Source organism: Bacillus sp. FS02, from assembly GCF_024398395.1.
Taxonomy (GTDB): Bacteria; Bacillota; Bacilli; order Bacillales; family Bacillaceae; genus Bacillus; species Bacillus altitudinis.
In genome coordinates this window covers 1,330,945-1,343,267 of record NZ_CP074101.1, presented here as the reverse complement: position 1 = coordinate 1,343,267, position 12,323 = coordinate 1,330,945, and the positions used below count along the sequence as shown (strand labels likewise).

14 protein-coding genes and 1 pseudogene are annotated in these 12,323 nt (G+C 38.9%); 10 read left to right on the top strand and 5 right to left on the bottom strand.

Translation table 11 applies throughout. The annotated features are described in order from the left end of the window. Positions 1–83: 83 nt before the first annotated feature. A pseudogene (locus KFQ09_RS06920) lies at positions 84–155 on the top strand (hypothetical protein); the annotation flags it as partial. A gap of 193 nt (positions 156–348) precedes the next feature. Here the strand turns inward: KFQ09_RS06920 and KFQ09_RS06915 are convergent. Further along, positions 349–912 carry a GNAT family N-acetyltransferase gene (locus tag KFQ09_RS06915; protein ID WP_050826991.1) on the bottom strand — a complete coding sequence of 188 codons (564 nt, stop codon included), beginning with the start codon at positions 910–912 and terminating at the stop codon, positions 349–351. A gap of 333 nt (positions 913–1,245) precedes the next feature. On the opposite strand from KFQ09_RS06915, the gene KFQ09_RS06905 reads away from it, so the two are divergent. The 3 genes from KFQ09_RS06905 (at position 1,246) to KFQ09_RS06895 (ending at position 3,384) form a co-directional block, all read left to right on the top strand. Beyond that, complete coding sequence (locus KFQ09_RS06905; RefSeq protein ID WP_050826992.1) at positions 1,246–2,046, top strand: alpha/beta fold hydrolase; 801 nt, start codon at positions 1,246–1,248, stop codon at positions 2,044–2,046. A 396-nt stretch (positions 2,047–2,442) separates the two neighbouring features. Continuing rightward, on the top strand, positions 2,443–2,820 hold the full coding sequence (locus tag KFQ09_RS06900; RefSeq protein ID WP_050826993.1) for a hypothetical protein: 378 nt from the start codon (positions 2,443–2,445) through the stop codon (positions 2,818–2,820). Positions 2,821–3,180: 360 nt separating this feature from the next. Further along, entirely contained in the window at positions 3,181–3,384 is a 204-nt protein-coding gene (locus KFQ09_RS06895) for a cold-shock protein (RefSeq protein WP_003214229.1), read from the top strand. Between the two features lie 288 nt (positions 3,385–3,672). Here KFQ09_RS06895 and KFQ09_RS06890 read toward each other — a convergent pair whose 3' ends face one another. Both KFQ09_RS06890 and KFQ09_RS06885 read right to left on the bottom strand, forming a co-directional pair. Beyond that, positions 3,673–4,134: a CarD family transcriptional regulator gene (locus KFQ09_RS06890; protein ID WP_050826994.1), complete on the bottom strand. Its 462-nt coding sequence runs from the start codon at positions 4,132–4,134 to the stop codon at positions 3,673–3,675. A gap of 250 nt (positions 4,135–4,384) precedes the next feature. Continuing rightward, positions 4,385–5,434: an NAD(P)-dependent alcohol dehydrogenase gene (locus KFQ09_RS06885; protein WP_181891252.1), complete on the bottom strand. Its 1,050-nt coding sequence runs from the start codon at positions 5,432–5,434 to the stop codon at positions 4,385–4,387. Positions 5,435–5,657: 223 nt separating this feature from the next. Between KFQ09_RS06885 and KFQ09_RS06880 the strand changes: the two genes are divergently transcribed. Then, complete coding sequence (locus KFQ09_RS06880) at positions 5,658–6,059, top strand: MerR family transcriptional regulator (protein ID WP_046342750.1); 402 nt, start codon at positions 5,658–5,660, stop codon at positions 6,057–6,059. 42 nt (positions 6,060–6,101) lie between these two features. Here KFQ09_RS06880 and KFQ09_RS06875 read toward each other — a convergent pair whose 3' ends face one another. Beyond that, positions 6,102–6,833 (bottom strand): beta-glucanase, encoded by a 732-nt coding sequence (locus KFQ09_RS06875; protein WP_047947368.1) that lies wholly within the window; start codon positions 6,831–6,833, stop codon positions 6,102–6,104. A gap of 258 nt (positions 6,834–7,091) precedes the next feature. Here KFQ09_RS06875 and KFQ09_RS06870 point away from each other — a divergent pair, with 258 nt between their 5' ends. The 5 genes from KFQ09_RS06870 to KFQ09_RS06850 all read left to right on the top strand — a co-directional run bounded on the left by KFQ09_RS06870 (position 7,092) and on the right by KFQ09_RS06850 (position 11,663). Further along, positions 7,092–7,664 carry a TetR/AcrR family transcriptional regulator gene (locus tag KFQ09_RS06870; protein ID WP_255836140.1) on the top strand — a complete coding sequence of 191 codons (573 nt, stop codon included), beginning with the start codon at positions 7,092–7,094 and terminating at the stop codon, positions 7,662–7,664. Positions 7,665–7,743: 79 nt separating this feature from the next. Next, entirely contained in the window at positions 7,744–9,183 is a 1,440-nt protein-coding gene (locus tag KFQ09_RS06865; RefSeq protein WP_060832105.1) for a DHA2 family efflux MFS transporter permease subunit, read from the top strand. Between the two features lie 190 nt (positions 9,184–9,373). Next, positions 9,374–10,267: an alpha/beta hydrolase gene (locus KFQ09_RS06860; RefSeq protein ID WP_019743361.1), complete on the top strand. Its 894-nt coding sequence runs from the start codon at positions 9,374–9,376 to the stop codon at positions 10,265–10,267. Between the two features lie 149 nt (positions 10,268–10,416). After that, positions 10,417–10,797: an MmcQ/YjbR family DNA-binding protein gene (locus KFQ09_RS06855; RefSeq protein WP_025206805.1), complete on the top strand. Its 381-nt coding sequence runs from the start codon at positions 10,417–10,419 to the stop codon at positions 10,795–10,797. A gap of 104 nt (positions 10,798–10,901) precedes the next feature. Then, complete coding sequence (locus tag KFQ09_RS06850; protein ID WP_050826997.1) at positions 10,902–11,663, top strand: SDR family NAD(P)-dependent oxidoreductase; 762 nt, start codon at positions 10,902–10,904, stop codon at positions 11,661–11,663. A 120-nt stretch (positions 11,664–11,783) separates the two neighbouring features. On the opposite strand, the gene KFQ09_RS06845 is transcribed toward KFQ09_RS06850, so the two are convergent. Beyond that, the gene (locus KFQ09_RS06845) at positions 11,784–12,194 is read right to left on the bottom strand and encodes a UPF0715 family protein (RefSeq protein ID WP_225310507.1); all 411 of its coding nucleotides are present in this window, start codon (positions 12,192–12,194) and stop codon (positions 11,784–11,786) included. Between the last annotated feature and the right edge of the window lie 129 nt (positions 12,195–12,323).

The window sequence follows — 12,323 nt, the reverse complement described above, 5'->3', positions numbered from 1 at the left end:
CATGAAAGCTAATCAGGAGGAAAGTCTTTAGAAATCTGTGAATGGAGAGTGAATCCAATTGCTCTATAAAAGAAATTGACTCGGATAAAAAAGTACCTCGTGACAGGTCGAAGCTGATTGCAGTTACATTGTGGTCTTGTGTTGAGAGCCTGCTGCTGAAAACTTTCTGTCAGGGTTTATCAAAGAAAACATCAGATTATGAAGAAGTAAAGGCAATAAGGACAATGTTAGAGGAGTAGACCCACTTATCAAGGCCAAAATTAAAAAACATAGCATATTATATAATGTGCTATGTTTTTTCTTGTTCCACTAATGCACCCATTACTTTAATTGCTGATGTTCATTAGGTTACTTTATTATGGAATAAAAACAAGTGTCAGTCAGCTTGCTGCCATCTGCGGATAAATCATCATTTCTTAAAGTGCCTTCAAATACAAAGCCAAGTTTTTCTGGGATAGCCCGACTTTTGAGGTTTGTTGATTCACACCTTATTTCAATCCTTCTAAATTTGACATTGTTTAATCCAAAGTCAGCTAATTTCTCCACTGCTTCTGTCATATATCCATTCCCACTAAACTTTGTATTTATCCAGTACCCAATCTCACATTTAGGAATGGTCCAGTCAATCCTCTGAAGGCTAGTTGTCCCAATGAAGTGATTGCTGTTTTTATCAAAAATAAGAAAACGGAAACTCTCCCTTTTTAAAAAATTGATATGAGCATTTCTTAAATTGATCTCTGTTTCTTCAGCAGTAGGAAGTTCATGAGCAAATGGCAGCCACGCTTTTAATTCAGAAAAGGAATCCTTTATTGCTTGGTTTACAATTTTCCCGTCTCCTGTTTGGTGTGGTGCTCGAAGAATGAGTCTTTCTGTTTCTAACTGTAAAGGAATATCTAACAATAAAGGGTTCATTTCATTTCTCCTCTCAATTTTATATTTTAGCGTGTATGGAGAGTATGTGGTTCAAACTGTTCGTTGTCAATTTATTGTAGCAAGAAACTGATCAATTCATTAGAAGAGCTTTGGAACAATTTTCAATTCTTTAAAATTTGAAGTAACATAAAGCATTTCAATGTCACACATGAATATGGGGATTTGTTATGATGAAGTGAAAGAATATAAACAGGCTGCACAATATTTTTTGTTAGAAGTTTTTTGGGGTTATCGCAACATAGTTTCCTAACAAGCAAAACAACAAAAACCTTGAGATTACTAGGGAAGCGCTAGAAAAGGGGATGCAAATACATGTCAATTTACCATAAAGTCATTGGAGAAGGATTTCCGATCGTGATATTGCATGGTTGGACACTTGACCATCAAGTGATATTACATGCATTGGAACCGGTATTTGAAAAACAAAGCGGTTGGAAAAGAATATACATAGACTTACCGGGTATGGGACGTTCCCAGCCTCACCCATCTATTCAGAACTCTGACGATATGTTAGAAGCGGTATTGCGTCTTTTGGACGAGATTATTCCTGATGAACAGTTTATTGTTTGTGGTTATTCGTATGGAGGGTACATAGCTAGAGGGATTGTTCATTCACGCAGGGAAACCGTTCGTGGATTACTACTTGTGGCACCAATGACGATACCTACATTCGATGAAAGAGTCGTACCAGAGAAGACAGTTCTAAAAAGTGACAGCCACTTGATATCGCATTTGTCTTCAGAGGAGGCGGATGCATTTTGCTCCATGGCGGTTGTGCAAGGAAAAACGGAATGGGAGAGGTTTCGCGATGAAATTTACCTTCCTTCTAAACAAACAAATCATGAATTCATCAATAACATTCTTCAAAATGGGTATGGCTATACCTTCGACATTTCAGCTGAATTTCAATATCCCACGCTCATGATCACAGGGCGTCAAGACGATGTAGTCGGATATCAAGATGCGTGGCGGCTGATCGAAGACTATCCAAGGGCCACTTTTGCAGTGCTTGATATGGCTGGTCACAACCTGCAGATTGAACAACCCGATGTGTTTCATTCATTAGTCCATAACTGGTTAAACAGACTTGAGTCGGAAAATGTGAAGAAATAGATTAGATCTTGTGCAAAATTTGTGCAAATCGGAGTCAGGGTGAATAACCCATGGAGGTTTAAGTCCTCTCGATCACCTCTAAAAAATACCGAGGGTAGTGTACCTTTGGTATTTTTTTATGTGCTCTTTTATTAGAAAGAGATCACAAGATACATCGATTGTATGCAGGGTGGAAACGTGCCCAAGTCGATTTTAATATCAGTTTCTCTTTGAACAAACGACTCCACTTCAAATTAACTTAGCTGTGAAATCTTAATGACTATCCTCTAGAGAATAGTTGTTAGTCATGATGGGATGGTTTTCTAATCACCTTTTATATTGTTAAATAAAGGTGATAATGAGATAATTTGATAAAAATAAATTAAGTCGCATAAGATCGACCAAAGGAGTTATAACATGATAAAAAGGTTTTCTCTAGTTTTACTTACTCTCATGATGTCTATAGTTGTTTTGCTAGTGGCAGCCAAAAATTCCCCTGGGGATCATGTCATTTCATTTGATCAGCCTCACATCTTAATAATATCAATTGGAATAATGTTATGTTTATTCATTCCTCCGTTAGTGATGTCCTTTTTCAGTCACTTGATTGTGAGAACTATATCTAGTGTATATCAATGTTTTATTGTTCTATCTTTTCTTGGGCTTATTCCGATAGGATTTTTTATTCCAGATTTTTTAACAATTGTTGTTTCTGTTGCAGGAACTTTAGCCAGCGTAGCTAGTCTTATAGTTACTTTAAGAATTGATAGGAATAGAGATGCTAACCTTAACTAAAATAAAAATGACATCAATTTTCTAAGAGTAAAGTAATGTTTCTTATTCTTTACTTTTAAATAAAACTGACAGATGTCTGAAAAAAAGGTTTGCGTTATGAACTTATTTATTCCTTTCATGATTGAACGCCCATTTTGTAGAAAAAATATCTTAAAGTCAGAGAAGAACAAAATTGAATATGATCGTTGATTTTACTCTTTTAAATCCTAAATTGCAATAATTTCCGATTCATGTTACAATAAGAATAATTATTTTTGTTCGGCGTAAAGGATAGCATGAAGAAAGACTTTTCGTCTTGAGGATACTTTGGGCAAGGATAGTATAATACATTGTGTGGTAACGCACTAGGAGGCAACAAACATGGAACAAGGTACAGTAAAATGGTTTAACGCAGAAAAAGGTTTTGGATTTATCGAACGTGAAGAAGGCGACGATGTATTCGTACATTTCTCAGCTATCCAAGGTGACGGATTTAAATCTTTAGACGAAGGTCAAAAAGTAACTTTTGACGTAGAGCAAGGTTCTCGTGGAGCTCAAGCTGCTAACGTTCAAAAAACTGCTTAATCTTCATTTTTAAAACAGGTTCTCTGTAGAGAGCCTGTTTTTTTGTGTTTTCATTTATTTCTGCAATATTTCTGCAATAAAAAACCCTACTCAACGTACAAGTAGGGAGATGTTACAAGGTAATCGTAAAAAAATTCATGCTTCAAAGGTTTATCAACAGTATAGCATATTGGATTTACAATATGCGGAATTTGCCTAAATAAATTCTTTTTTCTTTACTGGTCGAAGATAGAGGGATTTGTTCGTAGAGAAAATGTATTCAAAAAATGGGGAAGCAGGTAGACAATATTAGCAGAAACTCTTGATTTGTTTTTCAGTGATTCCTTTGATGACTTCTAGCTCACTAAGCAAATAACCATGAGCATCGTCAAGCATTTTCTTTTCGCTTGCATTCAGTTTTTTTTCTTTCTTCATCCGCATGAGATCACGTACCACTTCAGCGCCTTCTAGTATGTGGCCCGTTTTTATTTTGTCTGTGTTGATTTTATATCTCTCTTTCCATGGCAATAACTTATCTGATGTTCCATTTTGGAAAGTGTGTATGATGTTCTTTAAGGCAAGTATATCTGTAACAGGTCTTATCTTTGACCTTGACATCTTCCTTGTAGGAATCATCACTTTCATATGGCTAACGGCCATCTTAATGACATAATACGATTGTTTTTCATCAGAGAATTCTTTTTCTTCTATGGCTTCAATTATACCTGCTCCGTGCATTGGATAAACAATATTATCACCAATTTGAAACATATCATCCGCCTCCATATCATGTATCTACTTTAAGGGTACCACATTTAGAGGTAAAATAATCAAATTTTTAATAATAACATGTTTATTTATTTTCTGTCAATAAATTTGGTTCTAAAAAAGTGAGATTTTTTCATGATAATTTCGGGTGGTTTTTGATCATATCCTCAAGAATCCTTGCTACAAGAAAAACAGAATATCCATCATTAAAAAAAGACCAGACATTGAGCTGGTCTTTCCAAATAGAATCCGATCATAATGTTGAAATATCAATCACAAACCGATAACGCACATCACTATTGAGCACACGTTCATATGCTTCATCGACTTGGTTTGCGTTGATCACTTCAATTTGTGGTGCGATCTTGTGAGCAGCTGCGAAATCGAGCATTTCTTGTGTTTCTTGGATGCCGCCAACGAGTGAGCCGGCGATGCTGCGACGCCCCGTAATTAATGAAAACACATGGAAGTTGTCTGGCTTTGGTGGTGCACCGACGTTCACTAATGTTCCGTCAACACGAAGTAAGGACAAATAGGCATCCACGTTGATATTGGCAGAGACGGTATTGAGAATGAGATCATATTGACCGGCTAGTGTCTTAAACGTATCAGGGTCACTTGTAGCAAAATAGTCACTTGCACCAAATGATAGTGCCTCTTCTTTTTTATTCAAAGAGCGGCTTAATACAGTCACTTCAGCGCCAAGTGCGCGTGCAAATTGAATGGCGACATGACCTAGACCGCCCATTCCGACAATCGCCACTTTTTTGCCAGGCCCAGCCTTCCAGTGTTTTAACGGAGAATACGTTGTGATACCGGCACAGAGAAGAGGGCTGGCGGCATCGAGGGAGAGCTGGTCAGGAATATTGACAACAAATCGTTCTGTCACAACAATTTTCTGACTGTAGCCGCCGTAAGTTGGTTCTCCATCATAATCCAGGTTATTATAAGTTTGAACGACTCCTTTCTTGCAATATTGTTCATCTCCATTTTGGCAATATTCACATGTACCGCAAGAATCGACAAAACAACCGACGCCTACACGATCACCAATGTTGAATTTCGTGACAGCATCCCCAACAGCTGAAACAACTCCAGTAATCTCATGACCCGGAACCATTGGGAAAATACCGCCGCCCCATTCATCAAAGGCACTGTGGATATCTGAATGACAGATCCCGCTAAACTGAATATCAATTAAAATATCATGTGGACGAAGTGCTCTTCGTTCAATGGTTGTCCGTTCAAAGTTTGCTTTTGCATGGGAAACACTTAAAACATTTGATTGGTGCGTCTGACACATTCTGGATCATCCTTTCAAAAGTAAGATTCGGTCCTTCCTCTATACTGTACGTCTTAAAGTGAACTTTAAGTCAACATAGAACCCTGTGATCGCCTCAATTCAGGCTTTAGCATCAACCTTGAATCAAGATTTGAGCCAAAAGTATCTTGTCTTCTCGATAAAAATGGAGATGATGGGAAAAGGGAGATCGTCAAGTAAGAGAAAGAAGAGAAGGGTGAAAACAATGAAAATAGCACAAGCCGCCAAGCAGCTCGATTTATCTACTGCTACGCTCAGGTATTATGAGAATATAGGTTTAATTAGACCGATCAGGCGTGATGAAAATGGTGTTCGTGATTATACAGAAGAAGATATTCAGTGGATAGAATTTATTAAATGTATGAGAAATGCGGGTCTGTCAATTGATGCTCTTAGAGAATATACGGCTTTATTTATCGAGGGAGAGGATCGTACATTGTCCTCAAGGAAGCGTATTTTGGTCAATGAGAGAGAAAGACTTGTAGACAAACAAAAGGAAATCGAAGAAACGATTAAACGGTTAGATTACAAGATTGAAAGTTATGAAGATATTATCCACAGTTATGAACAAAAACTAGTTCATCAATTAAAAACGAACTCTATTTAAATGAAGAAAAACCTGTGACTTGTCACAGGTTTTGTGATGTGGTTATCTTTTTGTGTAACGCACCCAATTGTAATGAGCGTAAAGTGGAGTAACACCGTTGTAGGAGCCGAGCCATTCATCGACACCTGCACCATTCCATAAGTTCATCATAATCTTTCCAGGTGTTTGAGGGATTTGAGTAGTAGCCGTATGTTTTAATTGACCGTCCACATACCATTTAATCGAGTTAGGCTGCCAGTCGAACGCATATGTGTGATAAGAGTTTGCTGCATCAAAACCAAGGTTGACGATTTTTTCATGATTTCCGACACCATTGGTATAATAATTAAACTGAACCTTTGTCGTATCTTTTCCTAGAAATTCGATGTCGATTTCATCCCAAGGCGTACCATCAGTCGGTCCCGTATAAGTAAAGAACGAAGACACGATCCCAACATTTTTGGCTGGTTTCATGTTGACTTCATAAAGTCCATAGCCATATGTTTGAACGGAGCGGTTTTCTCCACAGTCAAACTTATTATACGAAGGACTAGTGAGCGATAATCGCATTTCCCCTAACGACGTCATGGAGACATTGTTTGCGCGCCACGTACAGTTAAACATATTTCCGTTCGAGTACCCATCGGCTTTTTGCCATAACCCCGTATTATAGTTGTTGAACGGTTCATAAAACGACCCGCCCGTTTGTGCCGAGGCACTTGCAGCAAATGTGGACAAACTTAAGAATAATCCAGTGACAAGCAGCATCAACATTCGTTTTACACGGTAAGACATGAAGGCATTCCCCTCTCTTTTTTGAAAGCGTTTTCTTTTTGATCATACATGATTCTCTCAAAATGGAAAATCGGTCTAAATAATGATAAACAGTGTGTTTTTTTAATAGAATGAAAAGAAAATTGATAGGTAAAAAATAATGATTGACAAAGCGGACAGTTGTCCGTAAGATAATACCGGTACAATTGTCCTAATGAAAATGAAAGAAATTTGATTTACACATAGAGATATATGCAAGGTGGATGAAGGTGAAGCATCATGGAAAAGGATATTGGAAAGGAAATTGAAGAGGTCGCTTTTTCTTTGTTTCAAGAGTTTGGTGTAGAGAATGTCAGTATGCATAAAATTGCTAAAACAGCTGGTGTTGGACAGGGTACTCTTTACCGCCGATATGCCAATAAAAGTGATTTATGCCTTTCGATCCTTGGAGAAAAATTTGAACAACTGATCCCTGCTTTGCATCTTTACTTAAATAAAATAAGTGATCAGCCGGTTCAAGATCGTTTGCAATATGTTCTCGAGGAGATCCATCTCATCGTTGGTCATCACTTAGACTGGATTCGGATGCTGACGATCTCTGGAAATTTAGAGCAGACAAGTAAAGTATATGATTGCCATTACAGTCAATCACTCAAACAAATCATTCGTGATTTGCTTGAGGAAGCGAAAGAAAAAGGAGAAGCGAACATACAAGACATTGAGTTGACGACATTATGTATGTCCTCTCCAATGACGCCTGAACTCATGTTTTATATTCATGAATCCGGCTACTCAATCGAAAAAATTGCACAATTCGCTGCAGAAAGACAGGTTTTGTCTGTCTTTTCCTAGACATTGAAGTGGCTCATTTCTGTCCAGCCTAACTACTTATGGTTCATCAAAATTGAAAAAGAAAAGGAGCCAACTTAATATGAACAAACAGCAAACAGCAGCTTCCGACATTCGAACGCTGCCCATTATTATTTCATTTATCACAGCTGGATTTATTGGACTGTTCAGTGAAACGGCATTAAACATGGCGCTGAGAAGTTTAACATTAGACTTTGGTATTGAAGCAACGACTGCTCAGTGGCTGACCACCGGCTATTTATTAACACTGGGGATTCTCGTTCCGATTTCTGGCCTCATTCTTCAATGGTTTACAACAAGACAGCTTTTCATCACCTCACTGGTCTTTTCGATCATCGGTACATTTATTGCCGCAGTTGCACCAGTCTTCAGTATTTTAATGGTGGCACGTGTGGTGCAGGCAGTAGGAACAGCCTTGCTCCTTCCATTGATGTTTAATACGATTTTGGTCATCATTCCGCCTCATAAAAGAGGTAGATCAATGGGGATTATTGGTCTTGTCATTATGTTTGCCCCAGCAGTTGGTCCAACGGTCTCTGGTCTCATTCTTAAATCGTTAACATGGCATTGGATTTTTTGGATTTCGCTTCCGTTATTGGTTGCTGCACTCGTATTTGGGTATATTTTTATGCAAAATATTACGGAACCCACAAGACCGAAAATCGACATTTTATCGATTGTGCTATCAACCATCGGTTTCGGTGGAATTGTGTATGGCTTTAGCAGTGCCGGTGAAGGCGGCGGCTGGAGCAGTATGCATGTGATTGTGGCGATTGTTGTAGGTGTCATTGGCATTCTTGTGTTCTCCCTAAGACAGTTAAACATGAAAGAACCGATGTTGAATTTAAGCCCATTTAAATATCCAATGTTTGTGATCGGGTTACTTCTGATCTTAGTGTGTATGATGGTGATGCTGTCTGCTATGATGATTTTGCCATTATATCTGCAAACGTCCTTGGCACTGTCTACATTTACAGCAGGTTTAATGCTATTACCAGGTGGAATTATCAATGGACTGCTATCGCCAATCATGGGTGGGCTTTTTGATAAATTTGGGCCGAAATGGCTTGTCATCCCAGGTCTTGTCATCGTTGCAGCGACCATGTTTGGCTTCACGAACTTAAGTATGAATACGTCAATCGGTTATATCGTGACGCTTCATATTACGTTAATGGTTGGAATTGCGATGATCATGATGCCTGCTCAAACAAATGGATTGAATCAGCTGCCGCCAGAGCTATATCCGCATGGTACAGCGATTATGAATACATTGCAGCAGGTGGCAGGAGCCATTGGTACTGCGATCGGTATCTCGATCCTTTCATCAGGAGCCCGCAGCTTTATGGAGAATGTGTCTGATCCCGCAAATCCGATGAATCAGCTGCTCGCCTTTACAAATGGCGTCCAGCATGCCTTTATCTTTGCTGTCATTATGACAGTGATTGGCTTGGTGATTGCTTTCTTTATTAAACGAGTGAAAGTCGAACAACAAGTATCATAATATATGAAAAGCACTGAGGACTTGGCGCCGCAGTGCTTTTTTTATTTATTCATAGGGGTGAATGTTTGTTTCAAAGGAGCTGAAAATGGGGAGATAGATAAAAAGCAACGACTCTCTGACGACATTGAAGGAAAAGACGAAATTCGTAACGAATGGATAGAGATAAAAGAATAAGATAGGAGCTGAGATCATGAACTTAGACGAACAAATCAAAATGGCTGAGTCATTACGTCAACCAGCTGAAGATTCATTAGCTGGTCAATCAGAACTAAAGCCAGTCCACCCTCCTGAAGTGAACAAAATGGAATATGATATCCCAACAGGTGCTGGTGAAACAAAGGTGTGGGTATTTAAACCTGTGAAAACATTGAAACAACCCCTACCTGTTTTTGTGAATTTGCATGGGGGCGGTTTTATCCTTGGAAGTGCTGAAATGGATAATCATTGGTGTCCGGTCATAGCAGATCGTGCGGAGTGTATCGTTGTCAATGTGGAATATCAGCTGGCACCGGAACACCCTTTTCCGGCCGCTCTTCATGAATGCTACGATGTGATGAAATGGTTATATGAACATCCTGATGAACTACAAATAGACCCAAATCGATTAGCCATTGGTGGACATAGTGCAGGTGGGAATTTGGCAACAGCGGTTTGTTTGCTTGATATCCAAAAAGGGAACAAACTTCCGATTGTCTATCAAGTGCTTGACTATCCGCCGCTTGATTTAGCTACTGATCCAGCACAAAAGCCAGCGTTTGAAGAAGCAATTCCAGTTGAAATGGCGAGACTGTTTAATGCCTTCTACCTGCAAGGTCAAGATCCGCACAATCCGCTCGTTTCTCCGGTCTTTGCAGAGAGAGAAGTGTTAGCACAAATGCCTCCAGCTCTTGTTATCACAGCTGAGAAGGATTCACTAGCTGAAGAAGCTGAGCATTATGCGGACAAGTTAAAAGAAGCAGGGGTAGATGTCACATACAAACAATTTAAAGGAGTCCCACATGCGTTCACTCATGCCGGAGATTTAGAGATAGCTGAAGAGGCTTGGCATCTGATGAGCGATCAGCTTAAGAAGGCGTTTGAATAAGAAATATTCGGATATCAGTAAAAAGCACAGACTTTTTTTCTGTGCTTTTTTTGTGTTCTTGCTGACGTCTTGAAAAGAAGTGTAGATACAACAATCGCAGCTGTCGATATAATAGAAAGATAGAAGACATCTAAAAAGGAGCTAATAGAATGAAAAAAGAGACACTACAGGCATTTTGTCTTTCTTTACAAGGAGCAACCCACGACTATCAACCTGAGTGGCAGGCAGATCGTTATCATATAGGTGGAAAGATGTTTGCCATGATGGGGGGAGACGTCGATCGCAAACCAGTCATCACTTTAAAATGTGATCCGCAACGCGCTGAAGAATTAAGAGAAATGCATGAAGGAATTATTCCCGGCTATTACATGAATAAGACGCATTGGAATTCTATTTATCTTGATGCAGATATTCCATCTTCATTTGTCGAAGAGCTAATTGAACATTCCTATCAACTGGTTTTTCACAAATTAACAAAAAAAGCTCAGCAGGCTATCCTCCAACATGATTCAAAAGAAACTAAAAGCTGAACGTTCAGTTGTTCATGACTCTTTGAATCTCTTCAAAATTGACTAGAGTCACATGCTCTCGCTATACTTTAAACAGCTAGAAGATACGAATTGGGGGATATACAATGGGCTATACAGTCATTACAGGGGCAAGTTCAGGTATTGGATATGAAACGGCTTTGGCCTTTGCAGCAAGAGGAAAAAATCTGATCTTAGCTGCACGCCGGCTTGATAAACTCCAAGAACTGAAAGAAAAGATTCTAGAAACATATCCCGATATTCAAGCGAAAGTCCAGTCTGTTGATTTAACAGACAGAGAGCAAGTGTATTCTTTCTATGAGTCATTAGCTGGTGATGAGCTGGATACGTTCATTAATAATGCTGGGTTTGGCCATTTTGGTTCAATAGGAGAGCAGGATGTGAAAAAAATCGGGGACATGCTTCATCTCAATATTGAAGCGTTAACAATTTTATCCACTCTGTATGTCCGTGATTATGAGCAAAAAGAGGGGACGCAGCTAATCAATATCTCTTCAAGAGCGGGTTATACCGTCGTCGGAAATGCTGTCACTTATTCAGCTACGAAATTTTATGTGAGCGCCTTTACAGAAGGGCTGGCCCTAGAATTGAAAGAAAAAGGAGCCAAATTACAGGCAAAAGTATTAGCGCCTGCTGCGACAGAGTCGGAATTTGCAAAGCGTTCATTAGATGTCGATCAATTCGAATATGAAGGCACTATCAAGAAATATCACACATCAAAAGAAATGGCAGCGTGCTTGCTTGAACTTTACGACAGTTCAAAAACAGTTGGTATCGTTGATGGGAAGACATTTGATTTTGAATTGAAGGACCCCATTTTTTCACACGCTGGCACAAGCATGAAATAAAAAGTTCCAATCACTGAGGATAGATTCTCTTAGTGATCAGCAGGTCACCGAGCTGAAAGATGTCTTGGATAATGTGGAGCACTGTCAACACATACTAGAATAGATAAAAACACCTACACATTAGGTGTTTTTTTTATGCATTCTTTGATGAATGAAAGAATCGCAGGTCCAGTAGATGAGACTGCTGACAATTATGATCGGGAGGGATGTTGAGCTCTCAATTCCATCCATAACAAAAAGCATGACAATCATTGCTATCAGTAAGTAAGCCGCTAAATAAAGAGGATGAAAAGCCTTGGGCTGTAAAGAAAACAACAACTGTAAAGGTACCGCAAAAATGAAATAATAAACAAAAAAGATGGGAGTGTAAAACATCATAAACGCAGGCTCGCCCTGAATCGGTGGATATAAACATACGAACAAGCTGAGTAAAATGGAACTGAAGAATAGTGTGAGTAGGATTTTGTAAAATGGTTGAACGGAACGCACTGTATGTACTCCTTTTTTGTAAGATTTCCTATATTTTATCATAAATGGGTCGAGAACAATTTCTGAAGTCAATTTAGGTATTAAGATATAAATAAATTTTGATAATAGTGTCCTTTTTCCTTTATTTGGTTCTGTGACTTTCACCTCATGCTGATGAATGAAGGAATGGTA

Coding starts and splice junctions, on each gene's coding strand:
- KFQ09_RS06900 (WP_050826993.1), top strand. CDS start 2,443: ATGATAAAAAGGTTTTCTCTAGTTTTACTTACTCTCATGATGTCTATA.
- KFQ09_RS06855 (WP_025206805.1), top strand. CDS start 10,417: ATGAAAAAAGAGACACTACAGGCATTTTGTCTTTCTTTACAAGGAGCA.
- KFQ09_RS06865 (WP_060832105.1), top strand. CDS start 7,744: ATGAACAAACAGCAAACAGCAGCTTCCGACATTCGAACGCTGCCCATT.
- KFQ09_RS06850 (WP_050826997.1), top strand. CDS start 10,902: ATGGGCTATACAGTCATTACAGGGGCAAGTTCAGGTATTGGATATGAA.
- KFQ09_RS06890 (WP_050826994.1), bottom strand. CDS start 4,134: ATGTTTCAAATTGGTGATAATATTGTTTATCCAATGCACGGAGCAGGT.
- KFQ09_RS06905 (WP_050826992.1), top strand. CDS start 1,246: ATGTCAATTTACCATAAAGTCATTGGAGAAGGATTTCCGATCGTGATA.
- KFQ09_RS06895 (WP_003214229.1), top strand. CDS start 3,181: ATGGAACAAGGTACAGTAAAATGGTTTAACGCAGAAAAAGGTTTTGGA.
- KFQ09_RS06880 (WP_046342750.1), top strand. CDS start 5,658: ATGAAAATAGCACAAGCCGCCAAGCAGCTCGATTTATCTACTGCTACG.
- KFQ09_RS06845 (WP_225310507.1), bottom strand. CDS start 12,194: ATGATAAAATATAGGAAATCTTACAAAAAAGGAGTACATACAGTGCGT.
- KFQ09_RS06860 (WP_019743361.1), top strand. CDS start 9,374: ATGAACTTAGACGAACAAATCAAAATGGCTGAGTCATTACGTCAACCA.
- KFQ09_RS06915 (WP_050826991.1), bottom strand. CDS start 912: ATGAACCCTTTATTGTTAGATATTCCTTTACAGTTAGAAACAGAAAGA.
- KFQ09_RS06875 (WP_047947368.1), bottom strand. CDS start 6,833: ATGTCTTACCGTGTAAAACGAATGTTGATGCTGCTTGTCACTGGATTA.
- KFQ09_RS06885 (WP_181891252.1), bottom strand. CDS start 5,434: ATGTGTCAGACGCACCAATCAAATGTTTTAAGTGTTTCCCATGCAAAA.
- KFQ09_RS06870 (WP_255836140.1), top strand. CDS start 7,092: ATGGAAAAGGATATTGGAAAGGAAATTGAAGAGGTCGCTTTTTCTTTG.